This is a genomic window from Aquiflexum gelatinilyticum (genome assembly GCF_024813435.1).
In the GTDB taxonomy this organism is placed as follows: domain Bacteria; phylum Bacteroidota; class Bacteroidia; order Cytophagales; family Cyclobacteriaceae; genus Cognataquiflexum; species Cognataquiflexum gelatinilyticum.
This window is the reverse complement of record NZ_JANAEZ010000001.1, coordinates 807,492-826,891: the sequence shown is the minus strand read 5'-3', so window position 1 is coordinate 826,891 and position 19,400 is coordinate 807,492. Positions and strand designations below refer to the sequence as shown.

The 19,400-nt window shown below is 43.2% G+C and carries 17 protein-coding genes; 8 read left to right on the top strand and 9 right to left on the bottom strand.

Annotated features, from left to right (window positions below):
* Nucleotides 1-7: 7 nt before the first annotated feature.
* The 8 genes from NK987_RS03500 to NK987_RS03465 form a co-directional block, all read right to left on the bottom strand.
* Nucleotides 8-667, bottom strand: coding sequence for a tetratricopeptide repeat protein (locus tag NK987_RS03500; RefSeq protein WP_259262726.1), 660 nt, complete (start codon nucleotides 665-667; stop codon nucleotides 8-10).
* Nucleotides 655-2,004 (bottom strand): tetratricopeptide repeat protein, encoded by a 1,350-nt coding sequence (locus NK987_RS03495; protein WP_259262725.1) that lies wholly within the window; start codon nucleotides 2,002-2,004, stop codon nucleotides 655-657. Before NK987_RS03495 ends, NK987_RS03500 begins: the two co-directional genes overlap by 13 nt.
* On the bottom strand, nucleotides 1,986-4,166 hold the full coding sequence (locus NK987_RS03490) for an urea transporter (RefSeq protein ID WP_259262724.1): 2,181 nt from the start codon (nucleotides 4,164-4,166) through the stop codon (nucleotides 1,986-1,988). Before NK987_RS03490 ends, NK987_RS03495 begins: the two co-directional genes overlap by 19 nt.
* 30 nt (nucleotides 4,167-4,196) lie before the next feature.
* Nucleotides 4,197-5,555 carry an alanine racemase gene (locus NK987_RS03485; protein WP_259262723.1) on the bottom strand — a complete coding sequence of 453 codons (1,359 nt, stop codon included), beginning with the start codon at nucleotides 5,553-5,555 and terminating at the stop codon, nucleotides 4,197-4,199.
* Nucleotides 5,556-5,576: 21 nt separating this feature from the next.
* Nucleotides 5,577-6,623: an ATP-grasp domain-containing protein gene (locus NK987_RS03480; RefSeq protein ID WP_259262722.1), complete on the bottom strand. Its 1,047-nt coding sequence runs from the start codon at nucleotides 6,621-6,623 to the stop codon at nucleotides 5,577-5,579.
* Nucleotides 6,610-6,867, bottom strand: coding sequence for an HPr-rel-A system PqqD family peptide chaperone (locus NK987_RS03475; protein WP_259262721.1), 258 nt, complete (start codon nucleotides 6,865-6,867; stop codon nucleotides 6,610-6,612). Before NK987_RS03475 ends, NK987_RS03480 begins: the two co-directional genes overlap by 14 nt.
* Nucleotides 6,868-7,735: 868 nt before the next feature.
* Nucleotides 7,736-9,115, bottom strand: coding sequence for an MBL fold metallo-hydrolase (locus tag NK987_RS03470; protein WP_259262720.1), 1,380 nt, complete (start codon nucleotides 9,113-9,115; stop codon nucleotides 7,736-7,738).
* 289 nt (nucleotides 9,116-9,404) lie between these two features.
* Nucleotides 9,405-10,784: a hypothetical protein gene (locus tag NK987_RS03465; RefSeq protein WP_259262719.1), complete on the bottom strand. Its 1,380-nt coding sequence runs from the start codon at nucleotides 10,782-10,784 to the stop codon at nucleotides 9,405-9,407.
* A 330-nt stretch (nucleotides 10,785-11,114) separates the two neighbouring features.
* On the opposite strand from NK987_RS03465, the gene NK987_RS03460 reads away from it, so the two are divergent.
* From NK987_RS03460 to NK987_RS03450, 3 genes are all read left to right on the top strand, one after another.
* Nucleotides 11,115-12,911, top strand: a complete 1,797-nt coding sequence (locus tag NK987_RS03460; protein ID WP_259262718.1) for a hypothetical protein — start codon at nucleotides 11,115-11,117, stop codon at nucleotides 12,909-12,911.
* Nucleotides 12,912-13,042: 131 nt separating this feature from the next.
* Nucleotides 13,043-13,273, top strand: coding sequence for a hypothetical protein (locus NK987_RS03455; RefSeq protein WP_259262717.1), 231 nt, complete (start codon nucleotides 13,043-13,045; stop codon nucleotides 13,271-13,273).
* 41 nt (nucleotides 13,274-13,314) lie between these two features.
* The gene (locus NK987_RS03450) at nucleotides 13,315-14,397 is read left to right on the top strand and encodes a hypothetical protein (RefSeq protein ID WP_259262716.1); all 1,083 of its coding nucleotides are present in this window, start codon (nucleotides 13,315-13,317) and stop codon (nucleotides 14,395-14,397) included.
* 123 nt (nucleotides 14,398-14,520) lie between these two features.
* Here the strand turns inward: NK987_RS03450 and NK987_RS03445 are convergent, their stop codons facing one another.
* Nucleotides 14,521-15,183, bottom strand: coding sequence for a class I SAM-dependent methyltransferase (locus NK987_RS03445; RefSeq protein ID WP_259262715.1), 663 nt, complete (start codon nucleotides 15,181-15,183; stop codon nucleotides 14,521-14,523).
* Nucleotides 15,184-15,307: 124 nt separating this feature from the next.
* Between NK987_RS03445 and NK987_RS03440 the strand changes: the two genes are divergently transcribed.
* The 5 genes from NK987_RS03440 (at nucleotide 15,308) to NK987_RS03420 (ending at nucleotide 19,380) form a co-directional block, all read left to right on the top strand.
* Nucleotides 15,308-15,745 carry an RrF2 family transcriptional regulator gene (locus NK987_RS03440; protein ID WP_259262714.1) on the top strand — a complete coding sequence of 146 codons (438 nt, stop codon included), beginning with the start codon at nucleotides 15,308-15,310 and terminating at the stop codon, nucleotides 15,743-15,745.
* Between the two features lie 139 nt (nucleotides 15,746-15,884).
* Nucleotides 15,885-16,448, top strand: coding sequence for a fasciclin domain-containing protein (locus NK987_RS03435; RefSeq protein ID WP_259262713.1), 564 nt, complete (start codon nucleotides 15,885-15,887; stop codon nucleotides 16,446-16,448).
* A 116-nt stretch (nucleotides 16,449-16,564) separates the two neighbouring features.
* Nucleotides 16,565-17,353 (top strand): LytTR family DNA-binding domain-containing protein, encoded by a 789-nt coding sequence (locus tag NK987_RS03430; protein ID WP_259262712.1) that lies wholly within the window; start codon nucleotides 16,565-16,567, stop codon nucleotides 17,351-17,353.
* 185 nt (nucleotides 17,354-17,538) lie between these two features.
* A complete protein-coding gene (locus NK987_RS03425) occupies nucleotides 17,539-18,363 on the top strand; it encodes a hypothetical protein (RefSeq protein WP_259262711.1) in 825 nt (274 codons plus the stop codon).
* Between the two features lie 3 nt (nucleotides 18,364-18,366).
* Nucleotides 18,367-19,380, top strand: coding sequence for a S41 family peptidase (locus NK987_RS03420; RefSeq protein ID WP_259262710.1), 1,014 nt, complete (start codon nucleotides 18,367-18,369; stop codon nucleotides 19,378-19,380).
* The last annotated feature ends 20 nt before the right edge of the window (nucleotides 19,381-19,400 follow it).

Genomic DNA, 19,400 nt, shown 5'->3' with positions numbered 1-19,400 from the left:
AGAAATATTATTTGATCAGCTTCAGTCCTTCCAAGGCGGATTCGTCACCGGGATTGTTCAGCAGTACTTTTTGGAACATGACCTTGGCTTCCCTGGATTTCTGCAGGCTGAGTTTGTTCCAAGCTAGGAGCAGCAGTCCGTCATAGTCAAAGGGATAGAGGTTGACGACTTTCTCAAGGAAGGGATCAGCCTTGGCAAAATCCGAACGGTTGTAGTAAATCAATCCCACGCGGTAATTGACAAGACTGTTTTGTGGATCAGTCTGTAGGATTTGTCGGTAGATATCAAGGATTTCGTCCCATTTGCCCTGTACGGAGAGCGGGAGAACCAAGCCAAGCTTGGGTTCGATGGCGTAAGGTTTCAGGGCCACTGCTTTGTTGTAATATCCTGTGGCTTGGTCAAGCTTGGAAGCCTGGTAGTGTAGCCAACCCAACCTGAGGTTGAGTTCATAGGAATCCGCCTGATAGACTGCCATCAATTTGTCAATGGCAGCATTGAAGTTTTGGGATTTTTCGAGGGAGTAGCTCTCTCGAAATGCCTCGGTGACCTTGTCCTGTGCCTGCGCATTGAATGCAGTGAGGAGTGCGATCAGAAATGCCAAAACAAGAATTTCTGTTTTTAGGATCCAATTGGTTTTGGGTCTTGGTTGTTTTGCTAAAATCTCCATGATAAGATGCCGGTTAGGGATTGAATGTTGTATTCCTGTAAGTTGAGGGGTTCAGATTCGGACCCTCCTGTTTTGAATTCACTTTGGTTGGTGAAGAGGGTATAATCCAGGGTAATGCTCCATCGGGGATTGGGGAGGATAATGGCTCTAGCACCGATTCTTTGGGTGATTTTGTCCAGCCTGTTGAAAACGACTATGCCGTCATTGAGCAGGAAGTTTTCCATTTCACCAAAACTGCCATATGCTTCCAGCCACAGGTTGTCGTTGAACTTGGTTCCGATTTGCTGTTCAAAGACGAAGTGGTTGGTCGTCGGCTGCGTGGCGGTTTGCTGTCTTTGGTGGGACAAAACCGAAACTGTGTAGAGATTCAGGTTTCCCTTGGGATAGAGGATGAGTTTGAGGTCCTTTTGGTCCTGCCGTGCATTGGCTAGGGTGCCGTAATAATAGGATGCTCCTAGGGTAACAAAGGACCATCTCTTGTAAAGCGAGCCAAAGTACACCATGTCGGTGTCGGTTTGGTTTATTTCTTGGGTAATCACATTGGGACCTTGACCCACCTGACTTTGGACCGGAAGGGAGTAGTTGATATTGATGTAATGAAGTCCGCCCATCAGGCTGAGTCCTTTTGCCAAAAGCACATTGGCAGCTGCGTAATATTGAAACAGACTGGATTGATAATCCCTGTTAAGCAGGATTTCTCCTTCGGATTGGCTGTAAAGCAGGTGGCTTACCTGAAGGGCCGAAATACCGTGATACAGTGTCAGCCTTGGACTGAATCCATGCTGAAGACCTGCGTAGAAATAGTGGTGCTGGTTTGGGATAAACTGACTTCCTTCCAAATCGGGGCTAAGGGAAGCGGTAAATCCATCTGTCACATTTTGGTCGGAAAGGCCTGTATAGTTGTAGGCGAGATCGAGCTTTTCGATGAATTTGACAGTGCCGATTTTTATCTTTTGCTTCATAGCAGGAGAAAAATCTGCTGCAACGATTTTTGCTTCCGCGGACCTTCCCGCTAAGAGGTAGGCATAGAAAAGGTATTCCTGAAGGTACTCTTCACTTCTGTTCATTTTGATTGCCTTTTCGAAATGTGTCGAAGCCAAATGGTAATTGCCGGTTTCATAATAGGCAATCCCCATCCTGACCCGCAGGTAGTAATAGTCGATGCCGTCCTGAAGCGCTTCATTGCCTTCCTTGATGAGGCCTTGCCATTCCTTTTTTTGGAAAAGGGAATAGGTCTCAGCATCCACTTGGGAGAGGCTTTTTTGCTGTTGGGCATGTGCCAAAGAAGTACAGACCAAAAGCAAAATGATTCCGGGCATTAACTGTCGTAAATACATGTTGCCAGAATTTGGTTTTTGTTGTTTTTAAATCTGAATGTCCTGAGTCCGCCGCCGTCCAATACAAATTCAAACTCCGAAACAGCCAAGGTTTTTCCCCATGATTTTTTGAGGATATGGCCTTTGAGAGAAAGGGGTTTTGAGGAAAATCCTTTGTTTTTTTCAGGATAGGTCAGGGTAAATTCCCCTTTGAGGTATTGGTAAAAAGGGGCGATAAAATCCTGAAGGAAAATGGTGTTGATATTGAATACCATCTGGACCGGAAAGCGGTCTTTGAGTTTGAGTCCATCTGTAAAGCCGAAGCTTACCTTGAAGGCAGAGAGATAGAAGGCATAGAGGAGGGATTTTCTATCTCCCTCAAAGTGTGTGAAGTGAAGCATCGCCTCATCGAGTTTGAAGTAGGCTTTGGAGCCTGTCTGTTGGCATTCGAGGTATTTGTTCAGGCTATAATCCCTTTTGACTTCCCATTCATGCCGCTTTCCGTCTTGGGTTTCGAAGAGGAGTCTGTTTCCTACGACAAAGGAAAAAGCTTTCTTCAGGTCATTTTCAGGCATAAGCGAACTGACCACAGCATCCACCGGTGGATTGGCGGCGGACATCAGTTTTTCTTCGCCCTTGACCCTCATCCACACATCAGTAATCCGGTAGTCGATGGTCTTTGACCCGATATAGGGGGTTGCCTGGATCTGAAAGTGGAGGTGGGGATAGGGTGAATTTCCGGAGTTGCCGCACTTCCCGATAACTTCTCCTTTTTTGACCTTGTCCCCGGGTTTGGGTAATATGGAGCCCTGTTTGAGGTGGCTCAGTTTGCTGTAAAGGAAGTCAGCGTGCTTGATGATGATGGTGTTCCCCCAGTTTTTCTCCAGGTTATTTGCTCCAATGGGATTGTCGGGAATGTCGTTGACCACGGCTTCCACGGTCCCGTCGGCAGGAGCGAGGATGTTTTTGTCAAAGCAGTAATAGTCTGTAGGGAAATCTCCTTCTTCCTTGAAAGTCTTGTTTTGCTCGTCCTTGATTTCAAAATCCCATGCATATCGCCAGGCGTCTTTGTGGGTATAGGCACCATTGTGTCCTTGGGTGACAGTCCATTCTCCAAAGAAGGGAAGGTAAATGGGCACCGGGCTGTCATCCCCAAACCTTTTCTGAAAATTGCTGAAGCTGTAAAGGTTTTTTTCGGGAGAGTTTTGCTGCCAAAAGATCGTGCTGAGACCGATCCTGTTGTCCACCCGGAACTTCAGCGCATAGAGGAAAGTCAGGGTTGCGAGGTTGAATGGAAAAGAGTGGATCGGTAGGTAAATCAGGTTGAAAACCTGCTGCAGTGCAATGCTCAAAATCGTGACCACGGGGATAATGGCGATCAGGCCAAGGTAAGAACTGCGGCTCGGGATGATGAAATATCCCCCGAGGGCAATGGCTGTCAGGATGTAATTGAATCCGATATAGCTGAAGGATACTTCGGAAAATGGAATTCCTAAAAGCAGGTAAAAGACATAAGCAAGGTAAAATCCCCACAGGGAGAGTGTGAAGGCGATGCGGGAATAGATCAGGGTTCCCAAGGCTGCGAGGACTCCTGCAAAGACATTGCTCTGGAAAAATATGGCTCCAAGGGAAAGGAAATAGGCTTTGAGGGAAAGCGGCATGGGGAGTTGGTTCCACCATTCGTACATGTTGACGAGAGATCTGCCACCTAAGAGATAGAGGTCATTCAGGACATAAACTCCTCTTTCACTCAGTCCCAATTCCCCAAACTCCCGCGTGGCGAGCCTGACCATCCAAAAAACAAGGATAAAAGGGATACTCAGGTAGGGGAGGCCATATTTGCCCAAAACCCCTTCCATCGTCACAGCAATAAAGACAGTCAAAATCCCTGCTATCAATACTAGAACAAAGAGCAGGAGTCCTGGCTCAAAGTAAATTCCAAGTCCCACCCCGACAAGGAGGGCATTGAATCCATAATATCCCTGACGGATGTTTGGCTCATACAGTCCGATAAAATAGGCAGTCAACAAAGCAGCCAAGACCGATGTCAACCCAAAGAACCCGACATATACATCCACGAAAGTGATGAATAGCAGGATGATCCCAAACCATTTGTTGTTGGAGAAAAATACCTGCGCATAACTGTTGAACAGGGACTGACCTAACCACTCAAACTTTTTCATGGAAGCTGATTTGGCTTTTTGAGGAAACTTTTAGAGTTTGAATTGCTTCAGGTGCTCGGGCATCACTTCCTGAGAATTGATGGTCTCGAGCACTTCTCTTTTTCGGATCAAATGGGGATTGCCTTTGCTATCGAGCATGACCACATTTGGCCGGAGGGTGATGAATTGCATCCATTGGGTATTGTTGTAAGCGCCCACTCTTTTGATCACATATTGGTCACCTTTTTTGAGAAGGGGAAACATCACATTGCCACGGATGACATCAATGTTCATACAGAGTGGACCGTACAGGGTCGTGTCTTCGGTTTGGTCGGATACCGGTTGGACAGGCCTGACGTCATGCTCATACCAAAAGGCGGTGAAGAGCAGGTTTACCCCGGCATCCAGGATGGTGGCCCTTCTACCGTCTGCAAGTCTTTTATTGGCGATGACTGTGCCGACAAGGTAGCCGGCATCATCGATCATGGCCCTGCCCGTTTCGAGGATCAGCATAGGAAGATGGTCGGGCTTGATGTCTGAGCTCATGAGGACGGAGGTGATGGCCTCGGCAAAATCATCAAAAGAAGGTGCTGTGTCTGTACCCGGATAGTAGGCACCGCGAAGCGTGTTTTTGGAAGCAAAGCCTCCGCCCATGTCGATGTATTTGAGGACATGGCCATGCTTTCGCTCCAGTTTGATGGCAAGGTCTGCCAATTTGCCTGCGGCAATCCTGTAAGCGTCGACACTCATCATGTAGGTACCGATATGGGTATGCAGTCCCATCAGGTCGAGGTTTTTGTTGGCCATGATCCTGTTGAGCGCATCCCAAGCTTCCCCGTTTTCATAATTGAATCCAAACCTGTCCCATTTGGGGTAGATGCCCGTATCCATGTTGACACGGATGGCGACTTTGGGCCGCTCGGTCATTTCCTTGCTGAGGTGGATGATTTCATACAACTCATCAAAGTGGTCGATATGGATCAAGGAATTGTTACGGATGGCTTTTTGGAGGTCTTCGGTACTTTTGTCCGGACCATTGAGGAGGATAAGTTCACCCGGAACACCGTTGGCGATTGCTTTGTCATATTCAAATCCTGAGACCACTTCCGCCCAAGCGCCTTCCTGATGGAAGACATTGCAAACGGCATTGAGGTAATTGGTTTTGTATGACCAGGCAAACTGCACATTGGGGTATCGGCTGCTGAAGGCACGGTGGGCTTCCTTGTAGGTTTTGCGGATTGTGGATTCAGAGAGGACAAATAGCGGAGAACCAAACTCCCCGATCAGGTCCTTGATCGGTGTGCCATCGATGTGGCTGAGCGGTTCCAAGCGGTGCGACATACCGTATTTGCTTGGCAAACCGGCATTGATCCGCTGTATAATCGGTCTTTCAAAAGCTAACTTTGTCATGGGTTTTTAAGTCTTATTGATTCAGAGTTCCCCTTTGGTGGACAACTTTTCAAATTCATTTAATTCAACAATCAGGTCAAATGAGTAGCGGATAAACATTTTGCCGATATCGTATTTGGTGAAAGGTGCAACAGGAATGTCCATGGCCAATTTGACCAAGGCCTCAGGGAGATTTTGGCCCGCTGCCACGGCGAGGTAAACCCAAGCCGGAAGTCTCGGGTTGATTTCTATCATGTAGAGTTCGTTCTTGTTGGTACGGATAAGCTCCAGTTCCATTCCTCCACGCCATTTGGTCTTGGAGATGATCTTGTAGGTGAGGTCCATCATGGTCGGGTCTTCCAAAGTGATTCCTCCCCAGGCTTTTCCTTTGTCCGTGATGTAAGTTTTACGCATGGGAACTGCACCAATGGTATTGCCCTTACCATCCCCCAAAGCGATCACGTTTACTTCGGTACCCCGGACAAATTCCTGGATGACGATGGGAAGACCCCATTTGGCAGCTATTTTATTGAAATACAGCGCCACCTGATCCATGTCATAAGCAATGTAAGCATCATAGAATTTACCTTTGACTACGACGGGGAACTCAAACTTGTCCTGCATTTTCCTGAAGTCTTCCACGCTTGTAATCGGTGCGCTGAAGGGAACATTGACTCCATACTTTTTGCCGTATTCCGGAAGGTTGGATTTGTGTCTTTCTTCGAATTGCTGCAGGGTAGGGAGAAAAGTGCGGATGCCCATTTCGCGCAGGATTTTTTCGGATTTCATAAAAGTGAAAAGCTCCGAATCAAAATTGGGAATGAGGACATCGATCTTTTCTACCTGATGGACGTAGCGGATTCTTTCCAAAAATGGCTCTACCCCATCAGAAGGATAGGGTACTTTGTAGGATTTGTCCACCAAGTCATGCATGTAGGGACCCGGCTCGAGGTTGTCGTAGACCAATCCGATGATTCTCGCATCGATTTCCTTGGAATCCCTCAAGCCCCTGACCACTGGAATTCCGGGACCTGGGCTGTCGATATTGTTCAGTCCCGAGAGGGCGATGGTAAGTTTAATCTTTTCCATTTGGATCGGTGAGATGCAGTTGGTCCAAAGTGGCAACAAAATCATAGTAATACCTTTCGAAACTGTCGCTGTCCACTTCGTACTTTTCGGTAACAGTTTCCAATATTTCCTTAAAATCCTTACCGGATTTGATCAGATGGACAATTTCCAGTCCACTGGGATTCAGTGAATAAGAATCTCCCGAACCGGGATCAAACACAAATCCCGAATCACTGATGGCGATGTTTTTCTTGATTTTTACCATGGTATTTTTGCAATTATTTTGCTTTAACCCAACTACTAAAGCTACAAAAACCATCTCCGGCATTTTATGACATTTATCACCCAATAGATTATAGCCATTATTAAAATTTCACCAATGAGCTAACTGAGAATAGTAGGTTTTTATTTTCTCCCACAGAAATCGCAGATTGACTCAGAAGGCTCCTCCGCCCTTGTTTGTGTCCTCACAAACATTCTTATCTTCTGCATGAGATAATTTTTCTTTTACCGCTAAGGACACGAAGGTTTCGCAATGGGTCCCAATGCAGATTAACTGATTTTACCATAGAGCGTACTGAGGCCGCAGAGAATAGTAGATCATTTTCTCCCGCAGATATTGCAGATTGACGCAGAAGGTCTACAAACAAACAGTCCGCCGCGGCGGAGCGAAATATTAGAAGCCATGGGTAAGGTGCTAAAACAATCTTCATAATACCTGGAATTGCCATGCACCTCAGCCCATGGAAAAAAGAAGTGCATTAGCGCGTTATTTCGGTCACGGATTTTGTAAATAAGAGAATCTTCAATACCGAAATGGTAGGGGTAATCTAGGATGGGACTACAAGGAATAGTGAAGATGGGAAGTAGCTCAAGGGTAACCCAGAGGCGGAGTATCCCTAGCTAGGACACGGAGTATGGGTAGCTAAGACACGGAGTATGGGTAGGGGGAGTATAGGACATGGTGGGCGGGACTATACCTGAGGGGTAGGGGAAGATGACCTGATACCATGAATTGAATAGTCTCCCGGGAGGAGTTTCATATCCATTAATTCTAAATCCACCCTTCCCACATAAAACAAAAAAAGGAGAACCTTTCAGTCCTCCGTTTTGGTTTTGGGAATTAAATTATATTAAGCCGTCCAGTCGTTGTAGCCGCCGGAGTAATTCAGGATATTGTCAAATCCGTTGGCTCTCAGGATGGAGTAGGCAATAGCTGCCCTAGCACCGCCTTGGCAGTGGATAATGACCGGTTTGTCTTTGGATACTTTGTCAAGGTTCAGGTTGAGTTTACCTACAAACAGGTTATCTGAAGAATCGATTTTTCCTTTTTTGTATTCCGCTACCCCTCTGACATCGACTACCTGCACGTTTCCTTTTTCAAGTTTGGCTTTGACAGTTTCTTTGTCGATAGGATTGTAGCTTTCCAGATTTCCTGCTTCGAAGGAAGCCAATTGATCAGGAGTGATAAATCCGTGGATATTGTCCAAACCGATCCGCATCAATTTTCTGGTCAGGTCTTCGATTTCGGATTCGTTGGCGATAAGAACAAAATGCTCTTCATAGTTCAGGTACCAACCCATCCAAGTGGAGAAAGAGTTGTTGTTGCTGATGTTCAAGGTACCTTTTAGGAATCCTCTTGCGTAATCCTCCCAAGGTCTGGCATCGATTATTTTTAGGCCTTCTTTCTTGGCTTTCACAAATTCATCCTTTGTCAGGTTTTTGATCTTTGGTACTTCAGTCAATAGCTTTCTGTCCACCTTGTTGAGTTTCTTCATCATAGCGAAGTACTTTGGTGGTTCGGGCTGGTCAGCGAGGAGTTCCTTTGAAAATGCTGCTTTGTCGTCCAAAAGGTTCAAGGCCCAGTTTCTGATTTTCTCATAGCCGACAGTCGTCATCGGTACTGCACCCAATGCTTTGCCACAGGCCGAACCGGCGCCGTGACCTGGCCAAACCTGAATATATTCCTGGAGTTTGGAGAAAGACTGTAAGGAATCATACATCTGTGCGGCTCCGATATCCTGGGTGCCTTTGATACCTGCTGCCTGCTCTAGGAGGTCTGGTCTTCCTACGTCTCCCACAAACACGAAATCCCCGGTAAAGAGCATTGCAGGTTCGGTGGTAGCCGGTCGGTCAGTCAACAGGAAGCTGACACTCTCAGGTGTATGACCTGGGGTATGGAGTACCTCAAAGGTGATGTTTCCCAATTTGATGATGTCTCCGTGCTTGATTTTGTTGTGTGGAAATTCATATTTCCAGTCCTTGTCACCTTCATCCGATAGGTACATCTCGGCCCCTGTCAATGCAGCAAGTTCTCTTGAACCGCTCAGGAAATCTGCATGGATGTGCGTCTCCAGGATGTGGGTGATTTTAAAATTATTGGCTTTGGCAATGTTGAGGTAAGTGTCCACGTCTCTTTTTGGGTCAATTACAGCTGCAATGCCGCTCGCCTGACAACCGATCACGTAACTCGCTTGCGCCAGACTTTTGTCATAAACTAATTCGAAGAACATATTTCTTTTTATTTTTTTTAATGTTTTGAATAAAAGAAGAGGGAGCAGGTTTTTGATACAGGTCCATCTTTTAATAAAGTACAAGTTTACGGACAATTTAACCTATTTGGTGTGACTAATGGCACGAAACAAATTTTTTGGAATTTGGGTTTAGTGGATTTTTAATAAAAAAAATTAAGCCGCAACCATTAGAAATTCTCAGTTGATTGGTTGGAGATTTCTAAAGATTGCGGCTTTCTTGAGTTTTAGAAATTTCTTTTAAGGATTTCAGGTTGGGAATAAGAATTTTTTAAAAAGCCAGTTTCAGGTTGACCAAAGGATTCGAGATATTGCCATTGGGATTGAGAATACCGGCAGGAACAACCATTTGTTGGTTGACAAAATAGTTTTCAGGTGTCACTTTCATGGAAAATCTGTAAGGTTTATCCTTGTTGATTTTGCCAAGTAAGTTGCCGGCTAGGTTGTCTTTCTTATACTTGTTGAATAGAATCTGTTGTGTCGCCAAAGCCAATACAGAAGGGATACCAACCCACAGAGTAGGGGAGTCAGTTTCGAAGATCGCTGCAAGTCCAAGACCTACCAAAGCTGCGCCACCTGTGGAAAGTCCAATAGTACTTCCCTGCTTTTTGTTGAGGTATACTCCTTTTACGGCTTTTTGACCTAGCATGGTACCGATGACAGTACCTGCAGCGGGAATGAGAAGGACTGCACTTGAAACATCATTTTGAAGGGTTTCGGCAAAAATCGCAAAACCGACTCCCGTTGTGGCCAGGGACAATGCCGAAATGTTATTTACATCCCCTTTGGTATAATCATATTTACTAGAAACTTTATTTGCTATAAGTATTCCGCCTACACCACCTGCCAAGAAGGCGGCACCATAAAGATTGGGATTTTCGGATCCTGCAGCTCCTAAAGTAGCCCCGGCAATCCATGGACCTATGGTTCCATAATGACTGACCAATTCTATATGTCCTTCAGAGAAGTTTCTTTTCTTCTGTAATTTAAAACCCACTTCTCCCAAGGCAATACTTCCCAAAGAAGAAAGAATTAATGCTGTTTGGCCAATGTTATCAGATTCGCCTGCAACCAACAATGCCAATGATCCACCGTAAACAAGTCCCAGAAACTTTCCAGTATTGCTTGCGCGGATGACAGAGCGGTTGATATTTTCATATTTTTTCGGGACTATTACCGGTCCTAAAGCCCATAGTCCTCCTGTCAATAAGGGAATACCGACTGCAGCGGCACTGCTGATTTCCGTAACGGCTACCAAACTGGCGCCATAATAAGCACCATATAAGATATTTGTAGCATAATCTCTTCCTCTCCATTCAAATTCCTCTTCGACTATGGCTGTTTGTTGGGGTCCAAATATCTCCCTGTCCCATTGGGGTTTCATTTTTTCATAAACCGACTTTTCATCATCCGTAAGCCTAGAGAAATAATTGGAAAGGTAGGTTTCATAATCATTCAGGTAAGAGGATTCATCAGCTGATAGGACGATGCCTGTATTGCTTTTTTGTTTGATGATCCTGTAAGTTTCCTTGTTGGATTCTTCCCAATACCCCCTGGCAGTATAAATGCCCTGTGCATTTGCTTGGGAAAAAAGTGAAAGAGTCAAGATGAAAAGAAAAACTGCAGAGGAAAGGAGGTGTTTTGCTTTCATAGTTTTGATTGAGTGTGGGATTGGGGTTCAAATAAAAGAACAATTTTGGTCGAATAAACAAATGAAAATTAAGAATAGCCAAAAATGATACGGAGTTTTTACATTTTAGGTTTTTGATTGGATAGACTGCCTTTTTTTATATCAAAAGCTTTCAGTTTTTAAAGGGTTTTTGATATGCCTGCTTGGATTGGGTTTGATTTATTTCTCAATTTTTATGACCAAAATCATATAGGGAGATGATCCGGGTTTCCTAATCGGGCTGTCAATGCTTTTAGCTTTGCCAGCTTCAATTGGTCTTTACAATTAAAAAAAATAGAAAAGTACCCGCTTATGTTCAATTCCCACACCACTACGCACAGTTTCCATATCCCTGTTATGGGATTGGGTTTTACCGCTGATACACCGATCAAAGTAGCCAAATATGGTATTTCCTCGGTAGTCTCGATCATGGATGACCACATGTTGGAAGACCTTAGGCGCATTTACAGCAGAAAATTACAGATTCCTTACCTACCGATTTCCGACAAAACCGATGATTCCCGTGCCAACAGGATCAAAGCCTACCTCAATTTGATACACGATGCTGTGAGTAAGCAAATAGAAGAACTCAAATCCCAATCATTTGATTACGGTGTAGCCATCAATGAATATTTCACTCTGCTACCAGAAAACCATGGTCTGAAAGTGCTTTATGAAAGAATGAAGCAAGAGGTCGGAGAAGCCAAAGAAGCCATCCAAAACAGGTTGAAAGCCGCCATTTCCCCCGGCAAAATTGATGTCAACATCATGACCAAAGTGGACAAAATCAACTTTGACAAAGAAGGAAATGAACTGCCAAGGGAATATTCAGATGCCCTCTCTGCCCTTAGGGGATTTGCAGAAAGTGATTTGGAATCTTCCGTTGTATTTTCTGCAGGGATGAATCCTGCGCTTTATGGCTATGCTGAGCAGTTCGAAGATTTTTTTCCTGACGAAAATGGAAAAATCAAAAAAGGCATCATCCTGAAAGTAAGTGATTATCGTTCCGCTTTGATTCAGGGAAGGTTTTTGGCAAAGAAAGGATTGTGGGTATCGGAATTCAGGATAGAATCAGGACTCAACTGTGGGGGTCATGCCTTCGCCACAGACGGTCTGTTGATCGGCCCGATTTTGGAGGAATTCAAAAACAACAAGGAGGAATTGAGACAGGTATTGTTTGATACTTGCCAAAAGGCTTTGACTGATAAAGCAACCCATCTTCTTCCTGAAGCTATCATGCCGAAAATCACCTATCAGGGTGGCATTGGTACTGCAGCTGAAGACAAATTCCTGATGAATTATTACCAACTCGATGGTACAGGTTGGGGAAGCCCTTTTTTGCTCGTACCTGAAGCGACGAGTGTGGACAAGGATACTTTGGACAGGTTGATCCAATCCCGAAAATCAGATTATTACCTGAGCCATGCTTCGCCTTTGGGTGTGCCTTTCAATAACCTCCGCAACAGCAGCGGGGAGGAACAGCGGCTTTCGAGGATTGAAAAAAACAGACCGGGAAGCCCATGTTATAAGAAGTTTCTTTCTTTCAGTACCGAATTTTCTGCGAAACCCATCTGCACTGCATCGCGCGAATACCAAAACCTCAAGTTGAAACAATTTGCGACCGGAGACACTACCTTACCGGTATTGGAGGAGGTATTGGAAAAAGACTGTCTTTGTGAAGGGCTAAGTGCTTCAGTCATCCTAAACCAAGGAGAAGAACCAAAAAGAAACCTAAGGGCTGTAACCATATGTCCGGGTCCCAATCTGGCTTATTTTAAAGGGGTTTTTAGCCTTAAAGAGATGTTAGATCACATATATGGGAAAGCCAATATCATACTTGATCCTGAAAGGCCACAGGTATTTGTAAAGGAACTGCAATTGTATGTACAACACCTTCAACATGAAATCAGCAAATCCCTTCCCGAAAAAACGCAGAAGTTTGAATCCTATGTGGATAAATTCAAAGCAAACCTTTCTCAGGGAATTGCCTATTACCAGGAATTGATTGCTTCTTTTCCAATTGATACAGAAGAGGTAGTGGAGAAAATGAGGAATCAGCTTTCAGAATTGAAAGAAAAAATAAGCTCCATGGAATTGGTCAAAGCATAGTAAAAATAATAAAGGATATATTTGTCCGATAATATTTTTCTTTTATATTTGTCTAGCAAAATGGGGAGCAAAAGCTCCCTTCATTTTCCAATAATAAAGGATGGTTATATCCTTTTATAAACAGGTTAATTATGAAAAATTTCAAAGAATTTAAAATGAGGGAGATAGTCAAGACAGACTTGAGAGCGATGGGAGTTTTCAAAAAGCTTGGAATTGATTATGACAATTGTAAAGAAAAAACATTGCAAGAGGTATGCGGCAAGAATCAAATCAATCCCGAATTGGTATTGGACTACATGGCGGAAGCCATTCTTAATGACCTGACTTGGGTAGATCACAAAGGTCCAAATCAAATTCATTGACCACTAGCGGACTTAATTTTCTCCAAAAATCCGACTTAATAATGAAGCTGATCAAACCCATTTATCTTTTTCCTCTTGTTGTTCTAGCCCTGTTGATGGGAGTCGCAGGTGGATGGATCAGAATGGGGTATGTAGGATTTCCCATCCCCGGTACTGCAGCAAGCCATGGGATTTTGATGGTAGGAGGGTTTTTGGGTACGCTGATTTCTTTGGAGCGGGCAATGGTCATGAAAAACAGAATATGGTTGCTTATTCCCTTCATTAGTGGGCTTTCCATCCCGGTTTTGTTGTTGGTACCGGGATGGCCCGCTTTTGGCCACAGCCTTTTATTTGTGGCGAGTCTCGGTTTGATGGCCATTATGTATCTCCAATCCCTTAGGCATCCGGTTATCTATCAGTACGTGATGACGATGGGGGCTGTACTTTGGATGGCGGGAAATTTCATGCTGCTTTATTCCGGATTTGTACCGGCGGCTGTTCCTTGGTGGATTGGGTTTATTTTGTTTACGATAGTGGGAGAGAGGCTGGAGTTGAGCAAATTCCTTCCCACGCCCAACCTTGCAAAAAGTGGATTATTGCTGTTGTTGACTTTGTTTTTTATCGGGATATGGATTCCATTCCATCGGTATGGCAATTGGCTTATGGGTACTTGTGCCATGATGATTTCATTTTGGCTACTCCATTTCGACATGGCCAAGATCGCTGCCAAAAAAGCCGATCAATTCAAATACATAGGCATTGGTCTTCGGGTAGGATATGTTTGGTTGACCTTACACGGGATTGCACTATGTTTCCTTGAGCCGCATGCCCTGTATTATGATTTGTACATCCATACTTTCTTTTTGGGATTTACATTTTCGATGATTTGGGCCCATGCGCCAATCATACTTCCAATGGTCTTGAATATTAGGCATACTCCCTATCATCCCATTCTGTGGGTAGGATGGATTGTTTTCCAATTGAGTTTGTTGGGCAGAATCCTAGTCAGTCTGATAGGTTTACCCGAGTGGAGGACTTACTTTGGAATGATCAATGGATGGACCATTTTGGGCATGTTTGGTTTGATGGCTTTTGTCATTTCGGTTAAAATGGTTTCAGGTCTCAGAGAAATGAAAGGAATATAGTTTGGTCATCAAGGACTTTGATCCTAGGAAAATTCCTTCGCTTTTAAGTATTATTTCAAGAAAATCTAGAGCTGTTTGATTGGTTTGGAAAGAAGGTTTTTAAATGAACCGGTTTCTTATTTTTCAATATTTTCTGAAAGAACAAAAAGTATAATGTTGCCTTACGCCTCCGGGGGTGATATGGTCGGTTTGGAAGCAATTGGTTTTTTGGAAATATGGACTGAAAACTTCCGTCAATTTCTCGATAGAATATTGGGTGACCGGAAGTCCGCTGCAATGTGTAGGGCCCTGGTCAGAGAAAGTCCCGATAAGCATCAATCCGTCTTCGGAAATGGACTCATTGGCTATTCGTACATAGTTTTCTATTTCTTTTGATTCAAGCAAAAAGTGGAAAGCTGCCCTGTCATGCCAAACATCAAATTTTTGCTTTGGCTCAAAGTCTAAAATGTCTGTATTGATCCAAGTAACCTTTGAGGCATCTTTTCCCAATCTTTCTTTGGCTTTTTCTATGGCTTTGGCAGATAAGTCTAAGACATGCACATGCAAGTAACCCAAATCCAAAAGGTGGTCGACTAAAAAGCTATCTCCGCCACCAACGTCCAAAATCTTGGCCTCTTTATGGATTTTGAATTCTTCAAAAAAGGAAAGAGAAACTTTTGGTGTTTTTTGGTACCAACCCACTTCGGTAAAATCCTTTGTTTGGTAAATTTTCTCCCAATGTTTCAATTTATCTAAACTCGAGATGACTTGATTTTGGTCATATAGGTTTTTTCCGGTTTGATTCATATTTCGAAATTCTAAAAAAAACCCAATCAGTTCTGTAATAAATATTACCGATAATAAGATTAAAATATCTTTTATTTGGGTTTCAATTCCTATTCTTGTCACCTGCATTAAATTCCTTCAGCATATGTTTTCAAAAACCTGTCAGTACGCCATCAAAGCAGTAATTTATATCCACAAACAATCTTTGGAGGGTAAAAAAGTAGGAGCAAAAGAGATCGGTCAGGAGATAGATGCGCCTGATGCATTCACTGCCAAGATTCTTCAGATTTTGGTCAGGCAGCAGGTGGTAGGTTCCTTCAAAGGCCCTACAGGAGGTTTTTTTGTTGACAAGAGCCATGAATCCAAAACCTTGAAAGATGTTGTTATGGCCATTGACGGTGACGGTTTATTCCATGGTTGCAGTTTGGGGCTGAAACAATGTTCTGAAGTAAACCCATGTCCCCTGCATTTTGAAATCTCAAATGTCCGTACCAAGATTATCCACATGCTGACTGTAAAAAGTCTGAAACAGCTAGCTGAGGAAGTTGGTGATGGCACGACTGTCTTGGCGAGGTTTGCCTGATATTTTTGTAAATTTTTGATTTAAGGTGATTTAAAAAGTTTTTTGATTTAAAGCCACTTTTAGGGAAATCATGATTTTTATCATAAAAGACAATATTATCCTTTATTATTTTTGTCCTACATTCAAAACCCAAAACATTATGAAATCGATAATTAAATATTTTCCGTTATTGGTCTTGACGCTTATGATTGCGGGCTGCGGCGGTTCCGGTGAGCAGCAACAAAGTACCCCTGATACATCTGCCATGTTATCAGAAGGACAGTCAGCTGTAAAAGATGATATCTCCAATCCCAACATCGTACAGGTGGCAGTGGGATCAGCCGACCACTCCACTTTGGTAGCAGCTCTCAAAGCAGCCCAATATGTGGATGCCTTGACTAACGTTGGTCCTTTTACAGTTTTCGCACCTACCAATGCCGCTTTTGCCGCATTGCCAGCAGGAACATTGGAAACCCTGACCAAACCCGAAAATCAAAGGACTCTGCGGGATATCCTAGAATACCATGTGCTGTTAGGCGTTTACAAACCTGAAACCTTTCTCAATGATAAAAAGTTGGGAACAGCGGATGGCAGGTCACTGATGGTGGAAATGACAGCAGATGGAAGCATCCTGATCAATGGGGGCAAAATTATCGGAACTGTTTCGGCCTCCAATGGTATCATCCACGTAATTGATAAAGTTCTGGTACCGGAAGACAAATAGATAAAGGTTGATTGGATTTTGAAAAGCTGGGTTTCTTGTGAAATCCGGCTTTTTCTGTTTAGTGTTTCTTGATCAAAATTGTAATTTTGGGTGAACAGCCGGTACAGGGACAGCCTATGAATTCACTTTTAAAAATGTTTGTATTCAGTATTTTGACTGGGTTCTTTTTTGTGGCTATCGGACAGGATATTTCACTTTTCGTACTGTTTGGAAGATGGGAGTTTTATTTTGATTGGTTTTGTGTAGTGCTAATAGTATTCTTGGTCACATACCTGATGTCAAGGATCAATACTTACCTGGAAAGAAAATATCCCTGGAACAGTGACTTCAAAAAGAGATTGCTTTTGCAATTCCTCTTCAATGTACTCTTGGTCACTGGAGTGTCTTTTTTTCTGGTTTTTGTGTATATGGAGTTTGTATTGTGTCTGTCTATTGTGGAGACTTCTTACTTTGAATATGAGTTGCCGATCAGTATCGTGGTTATACTTGTAATTAACCTGATTTTTGTAATCCAATATTTTGTAGACAAAGAAAAGTCTGCTGTAAGCCGGGAAAATGCTGTAGTTATGCCCCAAAAAATTATTGGTTTTTCAGGAAAATCCAGGATAGCCATAGATCCAACAAGGATTATTTATATAGAAAAAGAAGGATCCATTTCTTTTCTTTACCTTGAAAGCGGGGATAGGTATGTCTACTATGGTACCTTGGAGGAACTTGAAAGTAAACTGGCCCCAAATAATTTTTTTAGGTCAAACAGACAGACCATCGTGCACCGTGACAATTGTATGGGGTATGATACCGAAAGGTCAGGACAGGTGAACCTGACTTTAAAAATCCCGCATCAAAAACAAGTGAAGATCAGTCAGAAAAAAGCGAAGGATTTCAAAAACTGGCTCTTGGAGTGAAGTGATTTTTACCTGACTTCAGCCCATATTTTCCATGATTGACAATTTTTGTTTAAAAATATGGAAGCAAATGGAAACCTGAAGACGGAATTTTGCATCCTTTAGCAAATAGGAATCGGGCAGTTTTTCATACTTGCTTGATTGCGGTGTGAGTTGTCATTTTCACCATTGGCCAAACTATTATTATGAGAACCTTTTGTATGACTTTCGTGCTTTCCTGTTTTTTGGCATTCTTTGCTTACGGTCAGGAAAATGAAAAGAAAAATGATATTACCATTTATTTTGGGCCCAGCCATCTGATCAGGCAGGACTTGATATTTTCCCCTATGGTTCATCGGGACATGACCTTTCCGGCATTTGGAATTGAATATTCGAGGAGGGGTAAATTTTATCAAAATATTGGGATCCAATATGCCGGATTTGATCCGATGGTATCGGAGCCATTTACTTTCATTTTTGATGGTGAAGAAGAAAACGCATATCCCCATTACTTTACCTTTATAGATCTGGATTATCTGTTGGGAAAGGAGAAAAAATTGGATGGAAAATCAAGTTTTACCTATGGTGGCATGTTTGGTTCCAAAGTTCAGGTGCTGAATTATGTCTATGGAAGGATCAGCAGTTTCGGTTATTTTGCTTCTTTTGGGTTGGGAGGATTTGGGCAATTCAGGTATCGGCTTGGGGAAAAAAGTACCTTGACAGCAGGGCTTCAGCTGCCGGTTTTCTCTTGGGTAGCCCGGTCGCCATATCTTGTCAATGATGATGAATTTATCGATAACATCAGTTCGCATTCGGGGCTGAAGACATTTCTGGCCTTTATTGGAGATGGAAAATTTGCCACTTGGAATAGGATCCAGTATTTTGATTTTGATCTGACATATGATCTGGAGCTTAACCCAAGATGGACTTTTGGTGCCAGGTATTGGTTTGAATTTATCCATTTCAGCAAACCCCGCCCGCTCACATCTTTTAGAAATTCCTTACAATTTCAGGCCACTTACTCCTTTTGAACCATGAAAAAGCTGTTAATACAAATTGGGGCATTGATAGTATTTACTTCCTGCGAATCCATGATGGTGGATCAACCTGCCACCAATCCCGAAGCAATATTTGAAAATATCTGGCAGACTTTCGAAGAAGAATATGCTCCCTTTGATGAAAGAAATGTCGATTGGGAGGCAGAATACCAGAGGTTCCGGCCTATGGTCAGTTCTGCAACTTCTGAGGATGAGCTTTTTGATATCATTTCAGGGATGTTAGAGACTTTGGATGATGGGCATGTGACTTTGACAGCGCCTGACAAAAACCTTTTTGTGTCCAATAAAATCAGAAGAGAAAAAATTGATGATGGCTTATTTGATACTGAAATGATCAGATCCAATTACCTGGAGCCGGGTTTTAGGGTAGGGGATGAGGAAAGCTTTATTTATGGCAAGATCAAAGGGCAAAATATCGGTTATATATTTTTTGATTATGTATCCGACAACCTGTTTGTAATGGATGATTTTTTGGCTGAAAATGAAAACGCTGATGGACTGATCATAGACATGCGGCACAATGACGGGGGAGATTTTACCTATGCATTTTCAGAAATCGGAAGATTGGTGGATCAGACCCGGTTGGTTTTTAGAAGTAAAACCAAAAATGGGAAAGGGCAGAATGATTTTACTCCATGGTTTGATTGGAGTATCCATCCTTCAGGAAATTTTATAGACATCCCAATTGTGGTATTGACAGACCGGTTTACAATCAGTGCAGGGGAGAGGATGGTGATGGCATTTATGACATTGCCCAATGCATTGACTATGGGTGACACCACCAATGGGGCACATGGGACCATGATCGGAAGGGAACTGGCGAATGGATGGTTTTATTCATTAGTTCCCCAAAAAGTGGAGTTGTTTGATGGCAAGTCTTATGAGGGTATCGGCCTCGCACCTGACGTTTTTGTCAAAAACAATCTTCCTGATGTATTGGCCGGAAAAGATGAAACTTTAGAAACTGCCATCGAGGAAATCAATAATTAAAGGATTGGGAACTAAAGGAA